At 71.3% G+C, this 26,363-nt stretch carries 26 protein-coding genes; 15 read left to right on the top strand and 11 right to left on the bottom strand.

The genetic code is table 11. From position 1 onward, the window contains the following. Nucleotides 1-97: 97 nt before the first annotated feature. From OG842_RS13205 to OG842_RS13195, 3 genes are read left to right on the top strand one after another with little or no spacing between them, the layout of a single operon-like run. On the top strand, nt 98-1,090 hold the full coding sequence (locus OG842_RS13205) for a carbohydrate ABC transporter permease (protein ID WP_376635536.1): 993 nt from the start codon (nt 98-100) through the stop codon (nt 1,088-1,090). Then, the gene (locus OG842_RS13200; RefSeq protein WP_266729792.1) at nt 1,087-1,917 is read left to right on the top strand and encodes a carbohydrate ABC transporter permease; all 831 of its coding nucleotides are present in this window, start codon (nt 1,087-1,089) and stop codon (nt 1,915-1,917) included. Before OG842_RS13205 ends, OG842_RS13200 begins: the two co-directional genes overlap by 4 nt. Nucleotides 1,918-1,924: 7 nt before the next feature. Continuing rightward, the gene (locus OG842_RS13195) at nt 1,925-3,466 is read left to right on the top strand and encodes a glycoside hydrolase family 3 protein (protein ID WP_266729791.1); all 1,542 of its coding nucleotides are present in this window, start codon (nt 1,925-1,927) and stop codon (nt 3,464-3,466) included. A 123-nt stretch (nt 3,467-3,589) separates the two neighbouring features. Here the strand turns inward: OG842_RS13195 and nagB are convergent, their stop codons facing one another. Next, nucleotides 3,590-4,375 (bottom strand): glucosamine-6-phosphate deaminase, encoded by a 786-nt coding sequence (gene nagB / locus OG842_RS13190; RefSeq protein WP_266729790.1) that lies wholly within the window; start codon nt 4,373-4,375, stop codon nt 3,590-3,592. Between the two features lie 639 nt (nt 4,376-5,014). Here nagB and OG842_RS13185 point away from each other — a divergent pair. Continuing rightward, nucleotides 5,015-6,481, top strand: a complete 1,467-nt coding sequence (locus tag OG842_RS13185; protein ID WP_266733567.1) for a PAS domain-containing sensor histidine kinase — start codon at nt 5,015-5,017, stop codon at nt 6,479-6,481. A gap of 203 nt (nt 6,482-6,684) precedes the next feature. Here OG842_RS13185 and OG842_RS13180 read toward each other — a convergent pair whose 3' ends face one another. Both OG842_RS13180 and OG842_RS13175 read right to left on the bottom strand, forming a co-directional pair. Further along, entirely contained in the window at nt 6,685-6,942 is a 258-nt protein-coding gene (locus OG842_RS13180; RefSeq protein WP_003953983.1) for a WhiB family transcriptional regulator, read from the bottom strand. A 319-nt stretch (nt 6,943-7,261) separates the two neighbouring features. Next, entirely contained in the window at nt 7,262-8,230 is a 969-nt protein-coding gene (locus tag OG842_RS13175) for a diacylglycerol/lipid kinase family protein (protein WP_266729789.1), read from the bottom strand. A gap of 130 nt (nt 8,231-8,360) precedes the next feature. Between OG842_RS13175 and OG842_RS13170 the strand changes: the two genes are divergently transcribed. Next, nucleotides 8,361-8,834: a hypothetical protein gene (locus OG842_RS13170; protein WP_266729788.1), complete on the top strand. Its 474-nt coding sequence runs from the start codon at nt 8,361-8,363 to the stop codon at nt 8,832-8,834. 89 nt (nt 8,835-8,923) lie between these two features. On the opposite strand, the gene OG842_RS13165 is transcribed toward OG842_RS13170, so the two are convergent. The 3 genes from OG842_RS13165 to OG842_RS13155 all read right to left on the bottom strand — a co-directional run bounded on the left by OG842_RS13165 (nt 8,924) and on the right by OG842_RS13155 (nt 10,778). After that, nucleotides 8,924-9,877, bottom strand: coding sequence for an RNA polymerase sigma factor SigF (locus OG842_RS13165; protein WP_382934735.1), 954 nt, complete (start codon nt 9,875-9,877; stop codon nt 8,924-8,926). Further along, a complete protein-coding gene (locus OG842_RS13160) occupies nt 9,874-10,287 on the bottom strand; it encodes an anti-sigma regulatory factor (RefSeq protein ID WP_093899579.1) in 414 nt (137 codons plus the stop codon). The genes OG842_RS13165 and OG842_RS13160 overlap by 4 nt, the downstream gene beginning before the upstream one ends. A 230-nt stretch (nt 10,288-10,517) precedes the next feature. After that, nucleotides 10,518-10,778: a UBP-type zinc finger domain-containing protein gene (locus tag OG842_RS13155; protein WP_266729787.1), complete on the bottom strand. Its 261-nt coding sequence runs from the start codon at nt 10,776-10,778 to the stop codon at nt 10,518-10,520. A gap of 57 nt (nt 10,779-10,835) precedes the next feature. Here OG842_RS13155 and OG842_RS13150 point away from each other — a divergent pair, with 57 nt between their 5' ends. Beyond that, nucleotides 10,836-12,440: a Na+/H+ antiporter gene (locus OG842_RS13150; RefSeq protein WP_266729786.1), complete on the top strand. Its 1,605-nt coding sequence runs from the start codon at nt 10,836-10,838 to the stop codon at nt 12,438-12,440. On the opposite strand, the gene OG842_RS13145 is transcribed toward OG842_RS13150, so the two are convergent. The 4 genes from OG842_RS13145 to OG842_RS13130 form a co-directional block, all read right to left on the bottom strand. After that, nucleotides 12,413-13,330, bottom strand: a complete 918-nt coding sequence (locus OG842_RS13145; protein WP_266729785.1) for a 1-aminocyclopropane-1-carboxylate deaminase/D-cysteine desulfhydrase — start codon at nt 13,328-13,330, stop codon at nt 12,413-12,415. The genes OG842_RS13150 and OG842_RS13145 overlap by 28 nt on opposite strands. Before the next feature lie 33 nt (nt 13,331-13,363). Then, nucleotides 13,364-13,954, bottom strand: coding sequence for an N-acetylmuramoyl-L-alanine amidase (locus tag OG842_RS13140; RefSeq protein ID WP_266729784.1), 591 nt, complete (start codon nt 13,952-13,954; stop codon nt 13,364-13,366). A 147-nt stretch (nt 13,955-14,101) separates the two neighbouring features. Next, nucleotides 14,102-15,298 carry a globin domain-containing protein gene (locus OG842_RS13135; RefSeq protein WP_266729783.1) on the bottom strand — a complete coding sequence of 399 codons (1,197 nt, stop codon included), beginning with the start codon at nt 15,296-15,298 and terminating at the stop codon, nt 14,102-14,104. A gap of 105 nt (nt 15,299-15,403) precedes the next feature. Beyond that, a complete protein-coding gene (locus tag OG842_RS13130) occupies nt 15,404-15,853 on the bottom strand; it encodes an RrF2 family transcriptional regulator (protein ID WP_266729782.1) in 450 nt (149 codons plus the stop codon). Nucleotides 15,854-16,031: 178 nt separating this feature from the next. Between OG842_RS13130 and OG842_RS13125 the strand changes: the two genes are divergently transcribed. From OG842_RS13125 to OG842_RS13115, 3 genes are all read left to right on the top strand, one after another. Next, a complete protein-coding gene (locus tag OG842_RS13125; RefSeq protein ID WP_266729781.1) occupies nt 16,032-17,438 on the top strand; it encodes a family 2B encapsulin nanocompartment shell protein in 1,407 nt (468 codons plus the stop codon). A gap of 159 nt (nt 17,439-17,597) precedes the next feature. Further along, on the top strand, nt 17,598-18,656 hold the full coding sequence (locus OG842_RS13120; protein ID WP_401876371.1) for a family 2 encapsulin nanocompartment cargo protein polyprenyl transferase: 1,059 nt from the start codon (nt 17,598-17,600) through the stop codon (nt 18,654-18,656). A gap of 241 nt (nt 18,657-18,897) precedes the next feature. Next, nucleotides 18,898-19,572, top strand: a complete 675-nt coding sequence (locus OG842_RS13115) for a DUF6304 family protein (RefSeq protein WP_266729780.1) — start codon at nt 18,898-18,900, stop codon at nt 19,570-19,572. 130 nt (nt 19,573-19,702) lie between these two features. On the opposite strand, the gene snpA is transcribed toward OG842_RS13115, so the two are convergent. Beyond that, complete coding sequence (snpA, locus tag OG842_RS13110) at nt 19,703-20,383, bottom strand: snapalysin (protein ID WP_266729779.1); 681 nt, start codon at nt 20,381-20,383, stop codon at nt 19,703-19,705. 278 nt (nt 20,384-20,661) lie between these two features. Here snpA and OG842_RS13105 point away from each other — a divergent pair, with 278 nt between their 5' ends. From OG842_RS13105 to OG842_RS13080, 6 genes are all read left to right on the top strand, one after another. After that, nucleotides 20,662-21,615 carry a LysR family transcriptional regulator gene (locus OG842_RS13105; protein WP_266729778.1) on the top strand — a complete coding sequence of 318 codons (954 nt, stop codon included), beginning with the start codon at nt 20,662-20,664 and terminating at the stop codon, nt 21,613-21,615. 116 nt (nt 21,616-21,731) lie between these two features. Beyond that, nucleotides 21,732-22,739, top strand: coding sequence for an NAD-dependent epimerase/dehydratase family protein (locus OG842_RS13100; RefSeq protein WP_266733563.1), 1,008 nt, complete (start codon nt 21,732-21,734; stop codon nt 22,737-22,739). Nucleotides 22,740-22,893: 154 nt separating this feature from the next. Then, nucleotides 22,894-24,351, top strand: coding sequence for a choice-of-anchor A family protein (locus tag OG842_RS13095; protein WP_323185732.1), 1,458 nt, complete (start codon nt 22,894-22,896; stop codon nt 24,349-24,351). 9 nt (nt 24,352-24,360) lie between these two features. Next, nucleotides 24,361-24,720, top strand: a complete 360-nt coding sequence (locus OG842_RS13090) for a DUF952 domain-containing protein (protein WP_266729777.1) — start codon at nt 24,361-24,363, stop codon at nt 24,718-24,720. Further along, entirely contained in the window at nt 24,717-25,643 is a 927-nt protein-coding gene (locus OG842_RS13085; protein WP_266729776.1) for an NAD(P)H-binding protein, read from the top strand. Before OG842_RS13090 ends, OG842_RS13085 begins: the two co-directional genes overlap by 4 nt. Before the next feature lie 73 nt (nt 25,644-25,716). After that, complete coding sequence (locus OG842_RS13080; RefSeq protein WP_266729775.1) at nt 25,717-26,340, top strand: nucleotidyltransferase domain-containing protein; 624 nt, start codon at nt 25,717-25,719, stop codon at nt 26,338-26,340. Nucleotides 26,341-26,363: the final 23 nt, after the last annotated feature.

Below are 26,363 nucleotides of genomic sequence, written 5' to 3'. Positions count from 1 at the left end.
GCAGTAGCGCGTCCCGCGCCGGGGCGGCGGGTCCCGACCCGCCGCCCCGGCTGTACGCACCGTTCCGTGTAGGGCTTTGTTGGAAGAGATGGCGAGCATGGCAGTGCAGACCGAACCCTCGGATGTGGCCAGGACGGCCGCAGTCCGCGGGCAGGACGGGGAACCACCCGTCGGGCAGCACGGGGGCAGCAAGCGGAAGCTGGGCATCGGCGCGGCGCCGTACCTGCTGATGATTCCCGCACTCGCGGTGACGGCGGTCTTCCTCGGGTACCCCCTGGTGAAGAACGCCATGCTGTCGTTCCAGAACCTCAATATGGGACAGCTGATCCAGCATGTCACCGAGTGGAACGGCTTCAAGAACTACCAGGAGATCCTCACCGGAGAGGACTTCTGGAAAGTCACGCTCCGCACGATCGTCTTCACCGGCGTCAACGTCGTCCTGATCATGGTCCTCGGCACCCTGGTCGGACTGCTGCTCGCCCGGCTCGGCAAGAAGATGCGGCTCACCCTGATGGTCGGCCTGGTGCTCGCCTGGGCGATGCCGATCGTGGCCGCGTCCACCGTGTTCCAGTGGCTGTTCGCCTCACGCTTCGGCGTGGTCAACTACGTGCTGGACCAGCTCGGCTGGCACTCGATGGCCGACTACAACTGGACCGGATCGCAGTTTTCCACCTTCTTCGTGGTCACCCTGATGATCGTCTGGCAGTCCATCCCGTTCGTGGCGATCAACCTGTACGCGGCGACCACGACCATCGCCAAGGAGCTCTACGAGGCCGCCTCGCTCGACGGCGCCGGCGTCTGGAAGAGCTTCACCTCGGTGACGTTCCCGTTCCTGCGGCCGTTCCTCTACGCCACGACCTTCCTCGAAGTCATCTGGGTCTTCAAGGCGTTCCCGCAGATCTTCACCATCAGCGAGGGCGGCCCCAACCGCCTCACCGAGACCCTGCCGATCTACGCCTTCGTCGAGGGCGTCGGCAACCAGCACTACGGCATGGGCGCGGCGATCTCGCTGCTGACCATCCTGATCATGCTGGGGCTGACCTCCTACTACCTCCGCATCGTTCTCAAGCAAGAGGAGGACGAGCTGTGAAGCGCTCACTGTTCGGCCGCATCTGGCCCAACGCGACGGCGATCATCCTCTTCGCCGGTCTGGTCTTCCCCGTCTACTGGATGTTCAGCACGGCGTTCAAGCCGACCGGCGACATCATCACCGAGACGCCCGTCTGGTTCCCGACCGACGTCACGTTCGAGCACTTCAAGACGGCGTACCACGCGCCGAACTTCCTGACCCTGGTCGGGAACTCGCTCACCGTCACCCTGCTCGCCGTGGTCTTCTCGCTGATCATCGCGCTCTTCGCGTCGTTCGCGCTGGCCCGGATGCGGTTCAAGGGCCGCAAGGGCATGATCCTGGTCTTCATGATCGCGCAGATGGCGCCGTGGGAAGTCATGGTCATCGCGATCTACATGCTGGTCCGCGACGCGGACATGCTCAACAGCCTGGTCCCGCTGACCCTCTTCTACATGGTGATGGTCCTCCCCTTCACGATCCTGACGCTGCGCGGTTACGTTGCCGCCGTGCCCAAGGAGCTGGAGGAGTCCGCCATGGTCGACGGCTGCACCCGCCCGCAGGCGTTCGTCAAGGTGATCCTGCCGCTGCTCGCCCCCGGCCTGATGGCCACCTCGCTCTTCGGCTTCATCACCGCGTGGAACGAATTCCCGCTGGTCCTCATCCTCAACAAGGACCCCGAGGCCAAGACGCTGCCGCTCTGGCTCTCCCAGTTCCAGAGCCAGTTCGGCGACGACTGGGGTGCCACCATGGCGGCGGCCTCGATCTTCGCCATCCCGATCCTCATCCTGTTCGTCTTCCTGCAGCGCAAGGCCGTCAGCGGCCTCACCGACGGTGCCGTGAAGGGATAACGCCGCCATGACCACCCTGATATCCACCACGGACACCGTCACCCGCGACGCGCTAGCCGTCCTGCAGCCCGGCTTCACCGGCACCACCGCCCCGGACTGGGTGCTGCGCAGGGTCGACGAAGGGCTCGCCTCCGTCGCCCTGTTCGGCCGCAACATCCGGACGCCCGAGCAGGTGACCGCGCTCACCGCCCAGCTCAGGGCCGTCCGCGACGACCTGCTCGTCGCCATCGACGAGGAGGGCGGTGACGTCACCCGCCTCGAAGTGCGCACCGGCTCCTCGTTCCCCGGCAACCTCGCCCTCGGCCACGTCGACGACCTCGCCCTGACCCGCGCGGTCGCCCAGGAGCTCGGCCGCCGGCTCGCCGAATGCGGCGTCAACCTCAACTGGGCGCCCTCCGCGGACGTCAACTCCAACCCGGGCAACCCGATCATCGGCGTACGTTCCTTCGGCGCCGACACCGGACTCGTGGCCCGGCACACCGCCGCGTACATCGAGGGCCTCCAGGCCGCCGGGGTCGCCGCCTGCACCAAGCACTTCCCGGGGCACGGCGACACCGCGATCGACTCGCACCACGCGATGCCGCGCATCGACGTGGACCTGGAGACCCTGCACGCCCGTGAGCTGGTGCCCTTCCGGGCCGCCATCGCGGCGGGCACCAAGTGCGTGATGAGCGCGCACATCCTGCTGCCGGCGCTCGACCCGGACCGCCCCGCCACGGTGAGCCCGCAGATCCTCACCGGCCTGCTGCGCCAGGAGCTGGGCTACGACGGCCTGATCGTCACCGACGCCGTGGAGATGCAGGCCATCGCCGCGACCTACGGCATCGAGCGGGGCTCCGTCCTGGCGATCGCCGCCGGGGCCGACGCGCTGTGCGTCGGCGGCGGCCTGGAGGACGACGGCACGGTGCTGAGACTGCGCGACGCGCTGGTCCGGGCGGTGCGCAGCGGCGAACTCCCCGAGGGGCGGCTCGCGGACGCGGCCGCACGGGTACGCGCCCTCGCGTCCTGGACGCAGGGGGCCAAGGGGACCGGTTCGGGGCCGGGCACGGCAACGCAGGAGGGGACCACGCCCGGCACCGGAATCGGCTCCGACATCGGCCTGGTCGCCGCCCGCCGGGCGGTGCTGGTGACCGGATCCGCCGCCCCGCTCACCGAGCCCGCGTACGTCGCCGCCTTCACCTCCGCCTCGAACATCGCCGTCGGCGACGAGACCCCGTGGGGCGTCGCCGCGGAGCTGGGCCGGCTGCTGCCGGGCACGGAGACCGACACGTACAGCAGCGAGACCGAGGCGCCGGCCGCCGCGGTGCTGCGGGCGGCGGGGGAGCGGCGCATCGTCGTGGTGGTCCGCGACGTCCACCGCCACGCCTGGATGGGCGAGGCGCTCGACGCCCTGGTGGCCGAGCGCCCCGACACGGTCGTCGTCGAGATGGGCGTACCGCAGGCGGCTCCCAGGGGCGCCCTGCACATCGCAACCCATGGCGCGGCCCGGGTCTGCGGCCTCGCGGCGGCGGAGATCGTCGTCAGGGGCGCGGACGGCCGGACGGCCTGAGCGCGGGGCGTGATGCGGGGCCGGGGGCCGCATCACGCCCGGCCGGACAGGCCCTAGCGGCATACGAGAGGGCCGGGGCACCCAGCGTGGGTGCCCCGGCCCTCTCCTGAGCGTCCGGGAGCCTTACAGCCCCTGCCACGGCGGCTTGGCCGCGTAAGTGGCGCGGAAGTAGTCCGCCAGCTTCAGCTTCGACGCGGCGGCCTCGTCGACCACCACCGTCGCGTGCGGGTGCAGCTGGAGCGCCGAGGCGGGCACGACCGCGGCGACCGGCCCCTCCACCGTCTGCGCCACGGCGTCCGCCTTGCCCTCGCCGGTGGCGAGCAGGATCGGGTGACGGGACTCCAGGATGGTGCCGATGCCCTGGGTGATCACGTGGTGCGGCACCTGCGAGATGTCGTTGTCGAAGAAGCGCGCGTTGTCGACCCGGGTCTGCTCGGTGAGCGTCTTGATCCGGGTGCGGGAGGCGAGCGAGGAGCACGGCTCGTTGAAGCCGATGTGCCCGTCGGTGCCGATGCCGAGGAGCTGGAGGTCCACGCCGCCGGCCTCGGCGAGCGCCTTGTCGTACGCCAGGCAGGCCGCCTGGACGTCCTCGGCACTGCCGTCGGGGCCCATGAAGGACGCCTCGGACAGGCCGAGCGGTTCGACGACCTCGCGCAGCACCACCGAGCGGTAGGACTCGGGGTGGCCCGCGGGCAGCCCGACGTACTCGTCGAGCTGGCAGATGCGGGCGCGCGAGGCGTCGACGGCACCGGAGCGGACCTTGGCCGCCAGCGCCTGGTAGACGGGCAGCGGGGTCGAGCCGGTGGCAACGCCGAGAAGTGCGTCGGGCTTGCGGCTCAGCAGGGCGCCGATGGCCTCCGCGATGAGTTCGCCGCCTGCCTTGGCGTTCGGGACGATGACAACTTCCACGCGGGGCCTGCCTATCTGAAGGGTGAAGTCAGGTGGTATAGACCAATCGTGTTCCAATCTAGCAGACCCGGTCGACCCGAGCGCGGCGGACGTACCGTCCCGGCCGCGGCCCGCCGACGGCCGTCCGGGGCCGTCGGCGGCCGGCGCGGGCCGAGAAGATCCTGGCCCGCAGGGACGAGGTCGGGGCCCTGGTGTCGCGCTACCGGTTCGCCGAGATCAGCTGAACGCGGGGAGCGGCCGAAAATGCCGGCCGAACACAGAAAATGGCCCCGGAAACACCCGCGGGCCACGGCGCCGGGACGGGACCCTCAGCCCGTCCGGCACCGCAGCCCGGAGCAAGGCCGGCCGTCATGGCCGGACCGGTCGGCCGGCGGTGTGCGGTGCCCCCGGCCGGGGAGAGGTACCGGCGCGGTCAGGGCAGAGAGCGCGGTACCTCGATCCGCCCTCCTGTGCGGGGAGAGCGGAAGCTCTGTCTTCAGCATTGTGGACTAGACCATTCGCCCGTGTCCATCCATCGGAGTGCCGAAATTTTCCGCACTCCTTACCTTCTTCTTTTTACCTTCTTCCTTGCACGTACCGTCCGGACGTCCGGTTCGGAACCAATGCCCGTCCGCGGGTACGCTCGCACACGTGCCCTCCATGAACGACCTCGTCCGCCAGCACACAGCACTCAGTGACACCGACCTGGAGTGGCTGCACCTGCTGGTCTCGGAGTGGCAGCTGCTCTCCGACCTGTCCTTCGCCGACCTGGTGCTCTGGGTTCCCACCCGCGACGGCACCCGCTATGTGTCGGTGGCGCAGATGCGCCCCAACACCGGCCCCACCTCCTACCAGGACGACATGGTCGGACACCTGGTTCCGCGTGGCCGCCGCCCGCTGCTGGACGCGGCGCTGGACGAGGGCCGGATCGTGCGCGAGGGCGACCCGGAGTGGCGCGAGGAGGTGCCGGTACGGGTCGAGTCGATCCCCGTACGCAGGGAGCAGCGGGTCCTCGGCGTGATCGCCCGCAACACCAACCTGCTCACCGTCCGCACCCCGTCCAGGCTGGAGCTCACCTACCTCCAGTCGGCCTCCGACCTGGCCCAGATGATCGCCGCGGGGTCCTTCCCCTTCCCGGGCCAGCAGGTCGACATGGACGCGTCGCCGCGCGTGGGCGACGGCCTGATCAGGCTCGACGCCGACGGGGTCGTCCAGTACGCCAGCCCCAACGGCCTCTCCGCGTACCACCGCCTCGGCCTCGCCTCCGATCTGGTCGGCCAGCACCTGGGCGGCATCACCGCCGAACTCGCCCCCTCCCGGGGCCCGGTGGACGAGGCCCTGGTCAAACTGGCCAGCGGCTACGCGCCCCGCGAGTTCGAGGTCGAGTGCGCGGGCGGCGTGATCCAGCTCCGGGCGATCCCGCTCAAGCCCAAGGGCGTCCGCATCGGCTCCCTGGTCCTGCTCCGGGACGTCACCGAACTCCGTCGCCGCGAACGCGAGTTGATCACCAAGGACGCCACCATCCGGGAGATCCACCACCGGGTGAAGAACAACCTCCAGACCGTCGCCGCCCTGTTGCGGCTCCAGGCCCGGCGGATGGACTCGGTACGGGGCCGCGAGGCGCTCAACGAGGCGGTACGGCGCGTCGGTTCGATCGCCATCGTCCATGAGACGCTGTCCCAGAATCTGGACGAGCGGGTGGAGTTCGACGAGATCGCCGACCGCGTCATCGCGATGGTCGCCGAGATCTCGCCCGGCAAGGTCACCTGCCGCCGGACGGGTCGCTTCGGCATCCTGGATGCCGAAGTGGCCACCCCGCTGGCGATGGTGCTCACGGAAGTCCTGCAGAACGCCCTGGAGCACGCCTTCACGCTCGCCGAGTCCGGCACGGTGGAGGTGTCCGCGGTGCGCGGCGGTTCCTCCGTCGAGAAGCGGCTGCTGATCACGGTCCAGGACGACGGGTGCGGTCTGCCGGAGGGGTTCGACCCGCAGCGCGCCGGCAATCTGGGGCTCCAGATCGTCAGGACGCTGGTGGAGGGCGAGTTGGGCGGAACCTTCGGCATGGTCCCGGCCCCCGAGCGCGGCACCCAGGTCGTGCTCGACATACCGGTCCGTTCCGAGAAGTGACCCGGCCGGGAAGCGACCCGGCCCGCCCTTCGGGGCGGGCGGTGGCGGCCTGAACGCAGCAGTGAGCCCGGACCGTTGTTCACGGTCCGGGCTCACTGGTCATGCATGCGCTTCGGGGGTACTGCGCGCTGCGACTCGGGGGGCGGGGTTGTGCGTACGCTCTGTACGCGCCGCCTGGCTGAGGCTCGTAGCGGTGGCGTCGGTCAGGCGCTGGCGTTACGCGCCCGGTTGCGAGCGGCGCGGCGCTTCATCGCGCGGCGCTCGTCCTCGCTGAGGCCACCCCAGACGCCGGAGTCCTGGCCGGACTCGAGCGCCCACTGCAGGCACTGCTCCATGACGGGGCAGCGACGGCAGACGGCCTTGGCTTCCTCGATCTGCAGCAGCGCAGGACCGGTGTTGCCGATGGGGAAGAACAGCTCGGGGTCTTCCTCACGACAAACGGCGTTGTGACGCCAGTCCATGGCTGCTACCTCTCCTTGGTATTACATACTGTTGCTTGTGAATGTGAACGCTTTCACGAATCCCCCCGCAGATGACGGGCCGACGCCCAGATGAACTGGTTGTGGTCCTGTGAAGTGAGGAGGGGTTCTGGCTCTCAGTGGAGGCCGGTGTTGCGGGCCGTCCCGATCGCCATGTAGAGATTCGCAAACCTCGGCGGCGGATACAACCCCTTCTGGAAACTTTTTTTTGATTCCTCGGTGTCGACTAGGTCACAGCCGTACTTCTATGGGGTGGAGTCCAGCCCAAACGTTCGAGTTAAAGGACTTTGGTCTCTTCTACTCACACAATCACACGCAGTGCACGGCGTACGCCTGTGAACGTCACACTTGTGCGCACTCCCAGGTGGTCGCCGTCCATCTGGAAGGGCAGTGGAACCTTTGAATGCAAGGTGAAGTCCGTGAGGTCATGAAGTGAAACAGCGTGCTTTCCGGACGGGCCCTTCTCCGGGCTCGAAGTGAGCAGCTGGGTGCCGTACCGGGCGACCGCCGGAGTGGAGAGCCGCTTCAGCCCGAGCACGTCCAGTCCGGTGTCGAAGGTGGCCTTCGGGGACGCATACAGCGGGCGATTGCCCAGGTAGGACCAGGGGGCGGTGTTGGAGATTATGGACAGCGCCAGATCGGTGACCGGCTCCTGCCCCGGGGTCTCCAGGGTCATCACGCCCTTTCTGCGGTGCGGCTCGTCGATGAACTGCCGGACCACCTGGCGCACGTACAGCGCGTGCGTCGAACGCTTGCCTCGTTCGCGCTGCTGTTCGACGCGGCCGACCACGCCCGCGTCGAACCCGAGTCCGGCGCAGAAGGTGAACCAGCGTTTCGGGACCGACTCGTCCTCGGTGCCGGGGGTGCCGGCCGCCAGCCCGAGGCCGACCGTGCGTTCGGTCCGGTTGGCGAGCGCGTCCAGGATCGCCCCGGTCGCCTCCACCGCGTCGTTGGGCAGCCCCAGGGCGCGCGCGAACACATTGGTGGAGCCGCCGGGAACCACCGCGAGGCTCGGCAGGCTGTCCAGATCGGGACCGTTGTGGAGCAGGCCGTTGACGACCTCGTTGACCGTGCCGTCGCCGCCCAGGGCGACCACCAGATCGATGTCGTCGGCGTCCGCGGCCCGTCGCCCCAGGTCCCGGGCGTGACCGCGGTATTCGGTGGTCACGGCCTCCAGCTTCATCTCGCTGGCCAGCGCATGGATGAGCACATCACGGGTCCGCGCACTGGTGGTGGTAGCAGCTGGATTGACCACGAGGAGTGCGCGCATGACCGCCAGACTACCTACCGCGCGGTATCACTCTGAAGTCCTGCCCCATGACCTTCACGCACAGTGACGGCGCAGGGTCGATTCCGACCCCGGCTTCGCTTTCGTGGCGCCGGGATGCCAACCTGCAAGGGTGAGTACTCAGCAGAACACGCCCGACTCGTCGCCCGCACCGAGGCTCGAACCGGCGAAGCCGAGCAGGATCACTCTCGTTGCCGGACTCACCGCCCTGGAAGGGGCGGCGCTCGCCATCGGCGGGATCTACATGCTGGTCATGGGGCTGCTCGGGCGTCCCGAGAGCCCGCAGCAGGCGGAGATGGGCGGGCTGACGCTGATCGCGCTGGCCGTGATCCCGTTGGCCGCCGCCCGTGGTCTGCTGCGGCGGCGCAGCTGGAGCCGCGGTCCCGCGCTCATCACGCAGATCATCGCGCTCCCGGTGGCGTGGACGCTGCTGAGGTCGCAGGGGGTGCTGATCCCGGCCGGGATCGTCCTCGCCGCGGTGACCCTGACGGCGCTCTACCAGCTGGTCAGGCCGACGACGGTCGAGGCGCTCGGCATCCGCCGCCCCGGCACCGCCCCGGAGACCGGCACCACCCCGGAGAACTGAACCGCCCCGCCGGAAGACCTGGCGGGGCGGAACGGCGGCACCGGGCGGCCGCGGGCACGGGAAGGACCACGCCCGCGCGGCCCCGCCCGCTACTCCTCGACGAGCAGCCGTTCGCGCAGCTGCGCCAGCGTGCGGGCCAGCAGCCGCGAGACGTGCATCTGCGAGATGCCGACCTCCTGCGCGATCTGCGACTGGGTCATGTTGCCGAAGAAGCGCAGCAGCAGGATCCGCTTCTCGCGCGGCGGCAGGTCCTCCAGCAGCGGCTTGAGCGACTCCCGGTACTCGACGCCCTCCAGCGCCTCGTCCTCGGAGCCCAGCGTGTCCGCGACCGCGGGGGACTCGTCGTCCGTGTCCGGCACGTCCAGCGAGAGCGTGCTGTACGCGTTGGCCGATTCCAGGCCCTCCAGGACCTCTTCCTCGGAGATGCCCAGCCGCTCCGCCAGCTCGTGGACCGTCGGCGAGCGGCCGTGCTGCTGGGAGAGCTCGGCGGTGGCCGTGGTCAGCGAGAGCCGCAGCTCCTGGAGCCGGCGCGGCACCCGGACCGCCCAGCCCTTGTCACGGAAGTGGCGCTTGATCTCGCCCACGACCGTGGGGGTCGCGTACGTCGAGAACTCGACGCCGCGGTCCGGGTCGAACCGGTCCACCGATTTGATCAGGCCGATGGTGGCGACCTGCGTCAGGTCGTCCAGCGGCTCGCCGCGGTTGCGGAACCGGCGGGCCAGGTGCTCCACGAGCGGCAGATGCATCCGCACCAGCCGATTGCGCAGCTCCGCCTTCTCGGGCGACCCGTCGGGAAGCGCGCGCAGTTCGATGAACAGCGCCCGCGCCCCGCTGCGGTCGTGTGGATCGTGGTGCCCGTGCTCGCTCATCTGGCCTGCCCGCTCCGCCTGCGACTGCTCCACCGCGACCGTACGGCCCGAAGGCCCGTCCGCCCCGTCCACCGGATGGGGCAGGGCCTGCTGCTCCGGGATGCCTGCTGCGCGCACCACCCCTGGTCGCATCGTCTCGTCCCGCACAGGACCGTCCCCGTTCCCGTTGCTCACGCCGGCCCGGGTCCCGCGCCGCGCTGTTTGTAGAGGCTGATGCTGACCGTACGGTCGTCGGCGACCGAGGATTCGACCTTTCCGGCCAGTGCGGAGAGCACCGTCCATGCGAAGGTGTCTCGCTCCGGCGCCCGGCCGTCCGTCGTCGGGGCCGACACGGTCACCTCGAGAGAATCCTCGATGAGCCGGAAGACACAGCTGAGGACGGAGCCCGGCACGGCCTGCTGAAGCAGGATCGCGCAGGCCTCGTCGACCGCGATGCGAAGATCCTCGATCTCGTCGAGAGTGAAGTCCAAGCGCGCTGCGAGACCGGCCGTGGCCGTACGCAGCACCGACAGGTAGGCACCCGCAGCGGGCAGCCGGACCTCTACGAAGTCCTGATTCCCGGGCTCGCCTGCGATCTGGGACACCCTCACCTCCAAGGTGGCACAAACTCTTTCGAGGATCCGGGAAGGGTGCCCCGGAGCCATGTGGTACGTCTTCGGTTCTGGTCCGCGACGCTATCGCGATCCATGATGCCGTGTCGCCAGAGCCCCAGCCCATGGCTGTCACTCATGGTAAGCCCATGAGCACACACAGTGGGTAGGGGTCTGCGGCGGTCAATTACGAACAACCGGCGCCGGTTTGACGTACCCAGACGTCAGACGATCGAACCGTCCTCGAAGCACCATCGCCAGCTCTCGCCGGGTTCGAAGCTCCGCATCACCGGATGGCCGGTCTCCTTGAAGTGTCCCGTGGCGTGCTGGAGGGGTGACGAGTCGCAGCAGCCGACATGGCCGCAGACCAGACAGAGTCGCAGCTGCACGGGGTGGGTGCCCGCGGCGAGGCACCCCGGGCAGGTCGCGCTGAGCGGGGCCGGTTCGGGGCGCGGCAGTACGGACAGGTGAGAGCAGTCACTCATGATTGTCAGGTTACGACGGATGCGTGGCCCGTGAATTGCGGATGCGAGGACCGTGGAATGGACGTATTGCCGCTGGTGGGACTGGTCGCGGCCAGCGCGGCGGTGGCGGGGGCGGCCCGCCGCACCCCCGTGCCGGCCCCGCTGCTGCTCGTCACGGTGGGCCTGATCGCCTCCTACCTGCCCGGGGTGCCCACCTACACCCTGGACGCGCACGTCGTGCTGCCGCTGCTGTTGCCCCCGCTGCTCTACACGGCGGCCGTCGACAGCTCGTACCTCGATCTGCGGGCCAATCTCCGGCCGGTCGCGCTGCTCTCGATCGGCTACGTCCTGTTCGCGACCGTCGCGGTCGGCTGGCTGGCGTACCGCCTGGTGCCCGGCCTGCCGCTGACCGCCGCGCTGGTGCTCGGCGCGGTCGTCGCCCCGCCGGACGCGGTCACGGCCGCCGCGATCGCGCGCCGGGTCGGGCTGCCCGGCCGGGTCACGACGATCCTGCAGGGGGAGTCCCTGGTGAACGACGCCACGGCGATCACCGCCTACAAGGTGGCCATCGCCGCCGCCGTGGGCGAGGGCATGAGCTGGGGCGCGGGGATCGGCGAGTTCTTCCTGGCCGCCGTCGGCGGTGTGGTGGTCGGCCTGGCACTGATGGTGCCGCTGCACTGGCTCCGTACCCATCTCAGGGAATCGCTGCTGCAGAACACGCTGTCGTTGCTGATCCCCTTCGTGGCGTACGCGGCGGCCGAACGCGTGCACGCCTCCGGGGTGCTCGCCGTGGTCGTGGTGGCGCTCTACCTGGGCCACCGGTCCTGGCAGGTCGACTTCGCCACCCGGCTCCAGGAGGCGGCCGTCTGGAAGATGGTCGCGTTCATCCTGGAGTCGGCGGTCTTCGCGCTGATCGGGCTCCAGCTGCCCTTCGTGCTGAAGGGGCTCGGCGAGTACGCGGTCGGTGAGGCCGTCCGGTACGCGGTGATCGTCTTCCTCGCCGTCGTCGTGGTCCGCTTCATCTGGGTCTACCCGGCGACGTACCTGCCCCGGTGGCTGTCGAGACGGATCAGGGAACGCGAGCCCGACACCGACTGGACGGGGCCGCTGATCGTCGGCTGGGCCGGGATGCGCGGTGTCGTCTCGCTCGCCATCGCCTTCTCCATCCCGTTCGTCATGTCCGACGGGAGCCCCTTCCCGGCCCGGAACCTGGTGCTCTTCCTGACGTTCACCACGGTCATCGGCACCCTGGTCGTCCAGGGGCTCACCCTGCCGCTGCTGGTGCGGGTCCTGAAGCTCCCCGGGCGCGACGCGAAGGCGGAGACGCTGGCCGAGGCGCAGGCCCAGAGCGAGGCCTCCGCGGCCGCCGAGGCGCGGCTGGACGAACTGCTCGCCGACCGCCGCAACCAGCTGCCGGGCCCCCTCGTCGACCGGCTGCGCACCGTCATGGAACGCCGCCGCAACGCCGTGTGGGAGCGGCTGGGCGCGGCCAATCCCGTGACCGGGGAGTCGGCGGACGACACCTACCGGCGGCTGACCCGGGAGATGATCGGCGCCGAGCGCGAGGTCTTCGTGACGCTGCGGGACGAGCGGCGGATCGACGACGAGATGCTGCGGACGCTGCTCAGGCGGCTCGACCTGGAGGAGGCGGCGGCCTACCGGGAGGAGTCCGACGCCGCCTGAGGGCCGCCCGTGACGACCGCCGCGAGCGCGGTTCCCGGAGGGAACACGCCCTCCCCGGCCAGTTCGGTGAGCGCGTACAGCAGCTTGGCCACGTAGAGCCGCTCGACGGGCAGGCCGTGCCGCTGCTCGAAGTCGTCGGCGAAGGCGTGCAGTGCCGGGGTCGTACGGGCGTAGCCGCCGAAGTGGAAGCGCTCGTCCAGCGACCAGGCCCCGGCCGGGCCGCCGAACGCCTCCTCCTGGAGTCCGCGCACCGCGTCCCCCAGGAAGCCGCCGCGCAGCACCGGAACGCCGAGGGCGCGCTGCCCCGGCGCGAGCCCGGCGGCGAGCCCGGCGAGGGTACCCCCGGTGCCGCAGGCCACCGCGACGACGTCGGCCGCTCCACGCAGCTCGCGCCCCAGCTCCGCGCACCCCTGTGCGGCCAGGGCGTTGCTGCCGCCCTCCGGGACGACACAGCACTCCCCGAAGAGGCTCAGCAGCCCCGCCAGAACCTCCGGATCACCCTTCGCGCGGTACGTCGCACGGTCCACGAAGTGCAGGGTCATCCCGTCGGCGGCGCACCGGGCGAGCGAGGGGTTCAGCGGCCGGCCGGCCAGTTCGTCGCCGCGTACCACCCCGACGGTGGGAAAGCCGAGCAGCCGCCCGGCGGCGGCGGTGGCCCGCAGATGGTTGGAGTAGGCGCCGCCGAAGGTCAGCACGGTGCGCCCGGCGGCGGCCCGCAGATTGAGGGAGAGCTTGCGCCATTTGTTGCCGGGCAGATCGGGGTGGATCAGATCGTCCCGCTTGAGCAGCAGCCGGACGCCGTGGCGGGCGAAGCGCTCGTCCTCGACCGGCTGCAGGGGCGAGGGGAGCACCGGCCGCAGCCGGGAGAGGTCGAGGGCTTCGGAGGGCATGCCGCAATTGTCGCCGTACCGGGCGGGCACCGGTCATTTGAGCCGGTCGTGGATGCGGGCCCGCATGGAGTCCATCGTGAAGCCGCGCGGGTCGACCTTGCCCGGCTGCCACTCCTTGTGCCCGATCACCGAGCGGGAGTTCCAGCCGTGGTGGCGGCAGATCGCGGCGGCGGCCTTCTCGACGGCTTCGAGCTGGGCCTCGGGCCAGGGGTCCTCGCCGTCGCCGAGGTTCTCGCACTCGAAGCCGTAGAAGTGCCTGTTCCCGTCGGTGTCGGCCGCGTTGTCGCCGGGGAGGCGCTTCTCGGCGACAACGGCGCGCAGTACGTCGCTGTCGCCGAGTCCGGCGTGGTTGGCGCGGCCGTAGCCGACCAGGTGGACCCGGCCGTCCTTGGCGATCACGCCGTGGCACAGCGGGCCGGGCAGATCCGGGTGGCCGTCGCGGCAGACGCGCACGGTGGCCTCGGTGCCCCTGGTGACGGTGTGGTGGATCATCACGCCGTTGACCGGGCCCCAGGGGCCCTTGTGGTTGCGGTTGTGGGTGCGCCAGTCGCCGACCTGGACGACGGTGAGCCCCTCGTTCATCAGGACTTCCAGGAACCTGCTCGCGGACATGGGCGAGGACATGGCCGTCTCCTTCGTGCGTGGGGGGAACCAGCCTTGAACAGCCTTGATCCGCTTTTACCGGAATGCCGCTCTCCGGGCCGTGCCTTCGGTGGCTGTTCGGACCGTGTGCGATCCGAACCGGTCAGATCCGCGAGCAGTGGGCCGGATTCAGCCCTGTGCCAGCCACATGTCGGGGCCGAACACCTCGTAGTGGATGTCGGCCGCCGGGATGCCCTTGGCCAGCAGCTGGGTGCGTACGGCACGCATGAAGGGCAGCGGGCCGCAGAGGTAGGCGTGGGTGCCGGGGGCGACGGCGAGGCCGCTCAGGTCGACCAGGCCGGTGCGGTCGGCCGGGTGGCCGGGCTCGGGGTCCTCGTACCAGAAGTGGGCGGCGGATTCGGGGAGTTTGCCGGTGAGCAGGGCGTGGTCGGTGCGCATCGCGTGGGTGGCGGGGGAGCGGTCGCCGTGCACGACGGTGACCGGGGCGCGGTGACCGGTCGCCGCGAGGTGCTCCAGCATCGAGAGCATCGGGGTGCAGCCGATGCCCGCGGAGGCGAGCAGGAGCGGTGCGTCGGCGGAGTCGAGCACGAGATCGCCGTACGGGGCGGAGACGCGCAGCACGTCACCGGCCTCCACCTCGGTGTGCAGGTGGCGGGAGACCTCGCCGTCCGGCGAGCCGCCGCCCCGCACCCGCTTGACGGTGATCGAGCGGAGCCGGGAGCCGGGGGCGCAGGAGAGGCTGTACTGGCGTATCTGGCGGGCCCCGTCCGGGAGTTCCACCTGTACGGAGACGTACTGGCCGGGCCGGAAGGCGGGCGCGGGCGCTCCGTCGGCGGGGCGGAGCTGGAAGGTGGCGACATCGGCGGTCTCCTCGATCCGGGTGACCACCTCCCACTCGCGCCACACGTCGCCGGCGACGACGCCCTGCTGCGCGTACAGCCGCTCCTCGATCGAGATCAGGGCGCCGGCCATCAGCCAGTAGACCTCGTCCCAGGCGGCGGCCACCTCCGGGGTGACCGCGTCGCCGAGCACTTCGGCGATGGCGGCGAAGAGGTGGGTGTGCACGATGTCGTACTGGGCGGGGGTGACGCCGAGCGAGGCGTGCTTGTGGGCGATCCGGCCGAGCATCACGTCGGGGCGGGTGCCCGGGTGCTCGATCAGCTGCGTCGCGAAGGCGGCGATGGAGCCCGCGAGGGCCTGCCGCTGGGCGCCGGACGCCTGGTTGCCGCGGTTGAAGAGATCGCGCAGCAGCTCGGGGTGGGCGTCGAAGAGCTTGCGGTAGAAGAGATCGGCGATGTCTCCGACGGCCGCGCCCACGGCGGGCAGGGTGGCGCGGACGGTGGCGGTCGACGTCTCGGAGAGCATCGGGACTCCTCATTGTGAATTGGTATATGAGATGCGTATTTTTGGGCAGCGCGAGGCCGGCGGAGGACCCTGGCGCGGTGTGTGCGGTGTGTGGCGTGCGGCGGCTCAGTCGGGGGCCGGGCGGCCGCTGCTGATGCCGATCAGCAGTGGTCCGGTGGGGGATGCGACGAGTTCGGTGATGGTGAGCGGATCGAGCGAGGCGTAGAAGGCCTCCTCCGCCTGACGCAGGGCGCCGCGCAGCCGGCAGGCCGAGCGCAGGGGGCACGGGGTGGTGCCCTCGCAGTCGACGACGTCGCCGGGCCCCTCCAGCTCCCGGACGAGTCCGCCGATCGAGGCGGAGCGGCCCGCTCCGGTGAGGCTGAGCCCGCCGCCGCGGCCCCGCCGCGCCTCGATCAGGCCGAGGTGCTGGAGCTTGGCGACGACCTTCGCGGTGTGGGTGTACGGCACCTGCATGGTGGCCGCCACCTCCCGGGTGGTCGGCGGATCCTCGTTCTCCACGACGGCGAGGCGCATCAGTACGCGCAGTGCCACGTCGGTGAATCTCGTCAGCCGCATGACGACCACCGTAGATAAGTTGCATCGGGGATGCAACTTAAGTCGACTCGCGGACATCGCTGTGCGTTGTGCCCAGCCCAAAGCCGATTAGTCACACTCTTTTGTGTAATGGCGCGACCGCTCTCCGTGCTGAAAGGCTTCTTCGCGCAGGTCAGCCGAAGAATCGAGAGGACGACAGATGTCCGTTGGTGAAGAGGTTCAGAACGCGTCGTTGCCGCCGCAGCAGAGCCTGGGGACGGCAGCGGCGCGGAACCTCGCGACGACCACCAAGTCCGCCCCGCAGATGCAGGAGATCACCTCGCGGTGGCTGCTGAAGATGCTGCCGTGGGTGCAGGTGCAAGGTGGTACCTACCGGGTGAACCGCCGGCTGAGCTACTCGGTCGGGGACGGCAGGGTGACCTTCGTTCAGACCGGTGACCGGGTCGCGGTCATCCCCGCCGAGCTCGGTGAGCTCCCCGCCCTGCGGGACTTCGGCGACGAGGAGGTGCTGGGCGAGCTCGCCCGGCGTTGCGAGCAGCGCGAGATCGCGGCGGGGCAGGTGCTGGCCGCGTCGGGGGACGTGGCGGACAGCGTCTATCTGCTGGCGCACGGCAAGGTCGAGAAGATCGGCACCGGCCCGTACGGGGACGAGACGGTGCTCGGGGTCCATGCCGACGGGGCCTACTTCGGGGACCAGGCCCTGGTCGACGGCGACGCCGTCTGGGAGTACACCGCCCGCGCCGTCACCGCCTGTACGGTGCTGACGCTGAACCGGGCCGATGTGCTGAACCTTGCCGAGCGGGCGCAGCCGCTCCGCGACCATCTCGCCGGACTGCTCAACATCCCGCAGCAGCGCACCAACAAGTACGGCGAGGCGGCGATCGACCTCTCCGCCGGCCACGTCGGCGAAGCCGTCGTCCCGCACACGTACGTCGACTACGACGCGGCGCCCCGCGAGTACGAACTGAGCGTCGCCCAGACCGTGCTGAAGGTCCACAGCCGGGTCGCCGACCTCTACAACCAGCCGATGAACCAGACCGAGCAGCAGTTGCGGCTCACGGTCGAGGCGCTGCGCGAGCGCCAGGAGCACGAACTGATCAACAACCGCGAGTTCGGGCTGCTCAACAACTGCGACTACGGGCAGCGCCTCCAGCCGCACGACGGCGTGCCCAGCCCCGACGACATGGACGAACTGCTCTCGCGCCGCCGCGGGTCGAAGCTCTTCCTCGCCCACCCGAGGGCCATCGCCGCGTTCGGCCGCGAGTGCAACAAGCGCGGTCTGGTACCGCAGAGCGTCGACCTCGGCGGACAGCATGTGCCGGCCTGGCGAGGGGTGCCGATCCTCCCGTGCAACAAGATCCCGGTCACCGACGCCCGGACCACGTCGATCATCTGCATGAGGACGGGTGAGGACGAGCAGGGCGTCATCGGACTCCAGCAGACCGGCATCCCCGACGAGATCGAGCCCAGCCTCTCGGTCCGCTTCATGGGGATCGACGAGCAGGCGATCATCTCCTATCTGGTGACGGCCTACTACTCCGCGGCCATCCTCGTACCGGACGCCCTGGGCGTACTGGAGAACGTCGAGGTCAGCCGCTGGCGGTAGCCCCGCGGGGGCCCGGACGACGATGTCCGGGCCCCGTCAACCTCCGCCACCGGGCAGCGGTGCCCGGGGCGGCCTCGGGAGGACGCCCCAGTGAAGACCCACCATGTACCCCAACCACCCACACCCCGGGCCCCGGGCGACGACGCCCCGGCCACCCCGGTGGCGCAGGGCCCCGGTGACCCGGCCACCCTCGTGGCGCAGGGCCAGGAGGCCGGGGCTCTCCTGAAGGAGACCCGGGCCCTGGTCGATCCCCGACTGCGCGCCGCCGTCGAATCCTTACCCGGATCGATCCGCCGCGTCGCGATGTACCACTTCGGCTGGCAGGAGGCCGACGGCACCCCGTCCTCGGGGCCGGCCGGTAAGGCGATCCGGCCCGCCCTGGTCCTCGCCGCCGCCCGCGCGCTGGGCGGCGATCCGGAACGGGCGGTACGGGCGGCCGTCGCCGTGGAGCTGGCGCACAACTTCACGCTGCTGCACGACGACGTCATCGACGAGGACCGGACCCGCCGCCACCGGCCCACGGCCTGGGCGGTCTTCGGCATCCCCGACGCCGTGATCGCGGGCGACGCCATGCTCGCCCTCGCCCAGCGGCTGCTGGCCGAGGACCCGGACCCGGCCTCGGCCCGTGCCTCGGCGCGGCTCTCGACCTGTGTCATCGAGCTGTGCGCGGGCCAGCAGGCCGACTGCGCCTTCGAGGACCGGGGCCCCGACGAGGTCACGCTGGACGAGTGCCTGACCATGGCCACCGCCAAGACCGGGGCCCTGCTCGGCTGTGCGTGCGCACTGGGGGCGCTGTACGCGGGCGCTGAGGAGCGGGCGGTCCGCGGGATGGACGGCTTCGGCCGGGAGGCGGGCCTCGCCTTCCAGCTCATCGACGACCTGATCGGCATCTGGGGGGACCCGGCGCGGACCGGGAAGCCGGTCGGGGCGGATCTCGTCGCCCACAAGAAGTCGCTGCCCGTCGTTGCCGCGCTGACCTCCGGCACCCCGGCCGCGGCCGAACTCGCCACGCTCTACCGGGGATCGATGAACACCCCGGGCGAGGTGAGCCGGGCCGCCGACGCGGTCGACCGGGCCGGCGGCCGGGACTGGGCGCAGATCGCCGCGGCGGACCGGATGGCCCGTGCCCTCCACCACCTGTCCCGGGCGGTCCCCGACCTGGCCCGGGCCGGCGACCTCCTGGCCCTGGCGGAGTTCGTCACCCGCCGGACGAACTGACCGCGAACCACCGCGACCGGGGGCGATGAACGCGCGAACGAAGGAGACCGGACCCGAGGAGAACGGAATCGAAGAGGCCGGACCCGAGGAGCCCGGGCGCTGGGGCCCGGAACACAGGAGCCCGGAACGGAGGAGAGCGGAACCGGGGAGAACGGAACAAGGCGCCGAGGTCACAAGGCCCGTGACGTGAAACGGAGGGCGATCGGGCGACTGTCATGGGCACGGGCTACAGTCCGTGCCCATGACAGATGAGTCATGGGCGGGGTGGTACCGGGACCGACAGGGTTCCGACGCCGTCGTCCTCACCACCGACGGACAGCAACTACGCCTCCGGACAAGGGGCATCGACTTCGAGGGCGCGAGCTTCGACGGCCTCACCCCGGCCGCCGGCGCGCCACCGGCCGACGACCGGTTCGTCCTGGTGGACGGTGCGCTGAGCGACTGTGTCCTGGAGTGGGACCTGCCGCTCCCGGTCATCTGGGACGGAGCGGTCCACCAGGCAACGCTCAGCTGCCTGTTGTCGCTGCGCCGACCCGATTCGCACCTGAGCCTCGAATTGCAGTTCGGTGGTGCGGCCTACGCGTCCCATCGTGCCGAGAGCGACTTCGCGTCCGCGCTCGCCACCATCCAGCGCGCGCTGCCGCCCGGGGTGCGACTCCAGACCTGCATCGCCTGCGCCTTCTCGGACTACTTCCCGGCCCCGGCCGCGGTGCGCGGACTGTCCGGCGGCCTCGCCTGCTTCCGGGGCGCCAAGGACGCCTACCGCGAGGCGGCCGGTGAGGGCGATCTCCGGGACCTGTGGGACCGGCGCACCGGATTCGTCCAGGAGATCTGGAGCTGCCGCGAGTACGAGCCCCGCCCGGACACCGGCGCGGGCACCGGACACCGGGGCGCGTTCCCGCTGGAACACGCCTGAGGCGAGGGGGCGCAGACCGGCCCGAAGCGGCCACCCCGTCCTACGAGGTGGCCGCTTCGGGCCGGTGTGGCGCGGTGCTGTGCGGTGAGGTGGGGCGTGGTGCTGTGCGGTGCGTCCGGACCGTACGGGGTCAGGAGGCGCTGCGCGCGAGTCCGGCCGCGAAGCCGTACTGCCACAGGTAGTTGACCCGGCTGCGCTCGTTCGCGTCGGGGTACGGGTTGGTACAGGACGGTCCGGGGCCGCCGCCCGACATCAGTTCGCTGCACGGACCGGAGTAGTGGTCCGGAAGGCCGAGCACGTGCCCGGTCTCGTGCGTGGTGACGCGGGTCGAGTTGTACTGCTGGTTCTGCGCGTAGTCCAGGAAGATGTACCCGTTGCCGTGACCGTCGGTGCTCGCGTACGAGCCCCTGGAGTCGTTGCCCTCGTAGTAGGCGAAGTCGGCGTTCGAGCCTTCCTGCAGCCGGACGGTGGAGACGGAGCTGTTCCAGATCTGCGCGCTGTTGGCTATCGAGCTGCGGAAGCTCGGCGCGTTGGCCGCGCTGTAGACGACGGTGACCGACTGGGCGCCGGGGTTCGCCGCCCGCTTCTTCGCCACGGACTTGGCGACCGCCTCGAAGAACGCCTTGTTCGCGGCGGCGTTCTCGTGCGACCCGGCGTAGGCGGTGTAGCCCGCGCGGGCCTGCGAAGCGGTGTCGACGGGTGCGGCGGCGGGGGCCGAGGAGGCGGCGATGGCGGGGGCGGTGCCGAGCACGGCCGCGAGGCCGAAGCCGAGGCCGACCACGGCCGACATGACGGTCCTGGGGTGTCTCATGGGGGGTCTCCTACCGGTTACCGGTCCGATGAACCCGTCCGATGATCGGACCCGGACGGGTGCGGTACGCAGAGAGTGTCGGGGAGCGGGAGCCCGTGCGGATGATGTCAACCGGCGATAACACCGCCCTATCGCCGTCCTGTCGCCGCTCTGTCACCGGACTCCTGCCACCCCGGGTACTGCCGTCGAAGCGTCCCCCAACTAAAGGTGAATTAAAGGACTTTGATGCGATTGGGGAGTCTGGTGCGACCGTCGCCCGCCGCCCTACGCTCGACCGTATGGAGCTTGAGGTGAGACACCTCAGGGCGCTGTGCGCCATCGCGGACACGGGCAGCCTGCACCAAGCCGCCCGCAGACTGGGCGTGAGCCAGCCCTCCCTGACCACCCAGCTGCGCCGGATCGAGAACACCCTGGGCGCCGAACTGTTCAGCCGCGAACGGACCGGCTGCCGCCCGACGTTGCTGGGCCGCGCCGTCCTCAGCCGAGCCCGCCCCCTGGTCGACGGGATGACCGCCCTGGTCAGCGACGCGAAGGCGGAGGCCGACGCGGTCCGGGCCTCCGGGCCGCGGCTGCGCATCGGCTGCACCGCGAGCCGCGTCATCGGCGGCTGGCTGCGCAGGCTGCGGCTCCGGCTGCCCGACACGGACATCTCGCTGCGGGTCGACGTATCGGCCCGCGCACTGCTGCGCGACATCGCGACGGGCGGGCTCGACGTCGCCTTCGTCCACGAGGTCGAGGGCTGCCCGCTGGCCGTCCCCGACGGCCTGGAACAGCGCGTACTCCTGGACCGCGAACCGCAGTTCATCTCCATGGCCAGGGACCATCCCGCCGCCGCCCGGCCCGTGGTCGACCTCGTCGATCTGGCCGGCGACCGGTGGATGGTCGACCCCACGGTGGACGGTGAATGGGACGGGCTGCGCCGGGTGTTCGGCGAGGCCGGGCTCGCGCCGACCGTCCTGCACGGCGACTACCTCACCGCCGCCTCCCTCGTCGTGCTCGGCGAGGCGGTCGCCCCCTGCCAGCCCACCTCCGGACCGCGCGACGACATGGCCATCCGCCCACTGCGCGACGACCCCCTCGCCGTACGGCTGCTGCTGGTGTCCCGGCCGGGCGCCGACATGGGTGCGGTGTACGGGGAACTGGAGGCGGCCTACCGTGAGGCGGCCCGGCGCGCTGCCGGCTACCACCAGTGGCTGCTGCGCAACCGAAGCCCACTCGCCCGCACGCCGTGACGAACGCGGCCCGCCCGCCCGCACGCCGTGACGAACCGCTTCCCGATTCCGCCGAGAGCGAGGACCGGTTCCCAGTGGGCCGTCCGGCGGGCAGAGTCGGGCACATGAGGCTTCTGATGCTGGGCGGTACGGAATTCGTGGGGCGCGCCGTCACCGAGGCGGCGCTGGCGCGGGGCTGGGAGGTCACGGTGTTCCACCGCGGCCGGCACGCGCCCCCGCCCGGAGTGGCGGAGCTCCTCGGCGACCGCACCACCGAGGACGGCCTGGCCGCCCTGGCGGGCGACGGCGAGGGTTCCGGCGCCGGGTACACCTGGGACCTGGTGGTGGACACCTGGAGCGGCGCCCCCTCGGCCGTACGGGACGCGGCCCGTCTGCTGGCGGACCGGGCCACCCGGTACGCGTACGTCTCCAGCCGCTCCGTGTACGACTACCCGACCCCGGCCGGCCTGTCGGAGGACGGTCCGCTGGTGGCCGGTGCCTCGCCCGACGCGGGCGGGGACGTCTCGTACCCGCTGGCCAAGCGCGGCGGTGAACTGGCCGCGCTCGACGCCTTCGGGGACCGGGCCCTGCTCGCCCGCGCGGGACTGATCCTGGGGCCCTGGGAGAACATCGGCCGACTGCCCTGGTGGCTGGGGCGGATGGCCCGCGGCGGACCCGTACTGGCCCCGGGCACACCGGATCTGGGGCTTCAGTACATCGACGCCCGCGACCTCGCGAACTGGTTGCTGGACGCGGCCGGCAGCGGTCTGCACGGGCCGTACAACCTGGTCAGCCGGCCGGGGCACGCCACCATGGGGCAACTGCTGGAGGCCTGTGCACGGGTCACCGGCTCCGACGCGGAACTGCGCTGGACGCCCACCGAGAGGATCCTCGCGGCCGGTGTGGAGCCATGGACCGATCTGCCGGTATGGCTGCCGCCGGGCGAGCTGTACGACACCCTGCACTGCGGGGACGTCAGCAAGGCGTACGCGACCGGCCTGCGTTGCCGCCCGGTCGAGGAGACGGTCGCCGACACCTGGAAGTGGCTGGAGGAGCTGGGCGGGGTGGCGCCGCAGCGACCGGACCGGCCCGCGGTCGGCCTGGACCCGGACGTGGAGGCCGGACTGCTGGCGGAAGGAGCCTGACGCACCGCCAGGACTGTGACGCGCCGCCCTCCCGGGACCGTGACCGCGCCGTGCGGGTGCAACCCCGGGCGCGGTCCCGGGTATCGGGGGCCATCGGGGTTGGTCCTGGCGTGGCACTCCTGTCATTTGTAGTAAAAGCTCCATATTGCCCTGTATGGCAACACATGCGCGTGCGCGCGGCAACGGTATCCGGGCGGCGGTGGCCATGGCGGCGGCCGCGGCAATGGTTGGCACGATGGCGTCCATCGCTCTCGCCGACCCGCTGCCCGGCGGGCTCGGTCCGTGTCTGGGCCGCGACTGCCCGACGACCTGGCTCGATCCGAACAACGGGCCCGTCACCCACCACGACCGCAACATCAACATCTTCGTCGGCGGCGACTTCCTGGTCCGGGAGGCCGCCGCCGAGGCCGAAGGGAAGATCGTCACCCTCGGGCAGTTCGACATGAACAAGCGCGAGGGTGCCTCGCAGGTCTACAACGTCGGCGTGGCCGGCGTGGGCTCCCGGGTGCCGCCCCCCAACGACTCCGACAACCTGACCGTGGGCGGGCCTCTGTCCGTCGCGACCGGGCAGCGGCTGCTCGCCGAGGAGGGAACGAACCACGGTGTGGTCAGGTACGCCCGGACCGTCAGCGGAACGGTGATCCCGGCCCCGGTCCACGAAGCGGACGCCACGGCCCCGTACGTGGACCTGCGCGACGAACTGACCGCGGCCAGCCACTGCTATGCGTACGACGACAACCAGGATCGCCGCCGCCCCGCCACCGGCACCGTGGTCAACTCCGGTTTCGAGACGGTCTTCACCGGCGACGGCACCTCGCCCCTCCAGGTGTTCGCCGTGGACGCCGATCTGGTCTCGGCCCAGGGCGGCCAGCAGGGCACCACGTTCGCCGCGATTCCGGACGGCGCGACGGTGCTCGTCAACGTCTACGGGAGCAGCCGCAACATCAGCACGCTGATGGGCTCGCTGCCGCAGGCCGGGCTCCGCGAGCGCCTGCTGTGGAACTTCCCGGACGCCACCGAGGTCGGTCTGCACGGCACCGGGCAGTTCCAGGGCAGCGTGCTGATCGGCCAGCAGTCCAGTACCGCCATCCTGGACATGAGCGGCACCAACGGCCGTTTCTACACCGCCGGTTCGCTGACCCACACCTCGGCAGGCGAGTCGGGCGGCCAGGAGCTGCACGCCTACCCCTTCGACGGCGATCTGCCGGGATGCGGCGAGGAGCCGACTCCCACCCCGACGCCGACGCCGACGCCGACGCCGACGCCGACCCCGACGGACACGCCCACCCCGACGCCGACGGACACGCCCACGCCGACCCCGACGGACACCCCCACGCCGACGCCCACCCACACCCCGGGCCCGAAGCCGACCCCGTCCCACACCTGGCCGCACAAGCCCGACGGGCCCGGCTGGCCGCACAAGCCCGACGGGCCGGACCGGCCGCACAAGCCCGACGGGCCGGACCGGCCGCACGAGCCCCACCCCGGGGGCGAGCTCCCGCACACGGGCGTGCGCGGCGGTGAATGGATTCTCGGCGGAATCGCCGCCGCTCTGCTCGCGGCCGGATCGGCGGCCACGCTGATGGCCCGGAGGGCGCGTCGACGCGGCTAGTTTTGGCCCATGGCCGAACTGCTGCTGCACCTCACCGAAGGGCCCCTGTGGGAGGCGGCCCGCGGGATCGGGACGTACGAGATGTCCACCCGCGGCCGCACCCTGCACGAAGAGGGCTTCATCCACTGCTCGCTGCCGCACCAGCTCCCCGGCGTGGCCGAGATGCTGTACGGCGCCGGGAGCGGGGCCGGGACCGGAGACCAGGAGCTCGTGGTCCTGGTCATCGATCCCGACCGGCTCCCGGTGCCCGTACGGTACGAGTCCGTCGCGCCCGGTGGCGAGGAGTTCCCGCACATCTACGGCCCCGTCCCGGTGGACGCGGTCGTGGAGGTGCGCCCCTGGCCGCGAAAGGAGGGCGACCCCGCATGAACAACCCACCCCCCACCGGCCCGGAGAGCCCGGACGCCCCCATCGTCGCCGTCACCGGCGCGGGCGGAGCCGTCGGCGGCCGGGTCGCACGGCGCCTGGCGCGGGCCGGCGTGCCCGTGCGGCTCCTCGGGCGCGACCCCTCCCGGCTGCCCGAACTCCCCGGCGCCGTGGCCGCGCCGCCCGCCCGGTACGGCGACGGCGAGGCGATGCGCCGTGCCCTGGCCGGGGCGCACACACTGTTCCTCGTCTCGGCGCACGAGAGCCCGTACCGGGTGCGCGAGCACACGACGGCCGTGGACGCGGCGGTCGCCGTGGGCGTCGAGCGCATCGTGTACGTCTCCTTCCTGGGCGCGGCGCCGGACGCCACGTTCACCTTCGCCCGCGACCACTGGCACACCGAGGCGCACATCCGGGCCGCCGACATCCGCCACACCTTCCTGCGCGACAGCCTGTACCTCGCCGGGATCCCGGCCATGACCGGCGCCGACGGGGTGCTGCGCGGACCGGCCGGGGACGGCCGGGTCGCGGCGGTGGCGCACGACGACATCGCCGACGCCGCGGTCGCGGTCCTGCTGGCCGACGCCGAGAGCGACGACACCCGCCACGACGGGATCACCTACGACCTCACGGGCCCGGCGGCGTTCACCCTCGCAGAGGCGGCCGAGGAGCTCACCAGGGTCACCGGCCGGACCGTCACCTACCTGCCGGAGACCCGGGAGGAGGCCTACGCCTCCCGGGCGCAGTACGGCGCCGAGGACTGGGAGGTGGCCGGCTGGGTGACCTCGTACGAGGCCATCGCCGCCGGTGAGATGGCCACGGTCTCGGAGGCGGTGCCGGACCTCACCGGGCATCCGGCGACGAGCCTGGCCACGTTCCTGCGGGAGCATCCGGACAGCTACCGGCACCTGCTGAAGACGGACTGACCCGGCGTCGGACGAAGCCGGACCGGCCGACCCCGCGTCGGGCGGCGCCGGAGAGGGGAAGAGGCCTGCGGCCATGCGTACGGAGACCCCGTGGGGCCCTTGGGATCCGCCCCCGCCGGACGAGGCCGCACGCCTCTTCGCACCGTTGCGTGTCCCCTGGTGGATCGCCGGGGGATACGCGGTCGAATTCGCCGTGGGCCATGCCTTCCGGGACCACGCCGACATCGACGTACTGCTGCTCCGCCGCGACCAGGTCGCCGCCCAGCGGCTCCTGGCGGGCTGGGAGTGGTGGGCCGCGGACCCGCCCGGCACCCTGCGCCCCTGGCTGCCCGGCGAGATCCTGCCGCCGCACGTGCATGACATCTGGTGCCGCCCGGGGCCCGACGAGCCCTGGCGCATCCAGCTCATGCTCGACGACACGGAGGGCGCCGACTGGCTGTTCCGCCGCGACCCCCGCATCCGGCTGCCGGTCGGCCGGCTCGGCCGGGTCTCCGAGGGCGGCGTCCCGTATCTCCGCCCCGAGGTGCAGCTCCTGTACAAGGCAGGGTCCCCGCGCCCCAAGGACGAGCAGGACTTCGCGATGGCGCTGCCGGTCCTCGACGCGGACCAGCGCGTCTGGCTGACCGGGGCCATCTCCCTGGCCCAGGACGCGGGGCACCCGTGGGCGGTGCGGCTGCGCGCCAGTCCGGCGGGCTGACGGGCGCGAATCGCCGCCACGGG

The organism is Streptomyces sp. NBC_00376, assembly GCF_036077095.1.
Lineage (GTDB): Bacteria > Actinomycetota > Actinomycetes > Streptomycetales > Streptomycetaceae > Streptomyces.
Note: the sequence above shows the minus strand (reverse complement) of the source record. Positions and strands in the feature narration are given on the sequence as shown.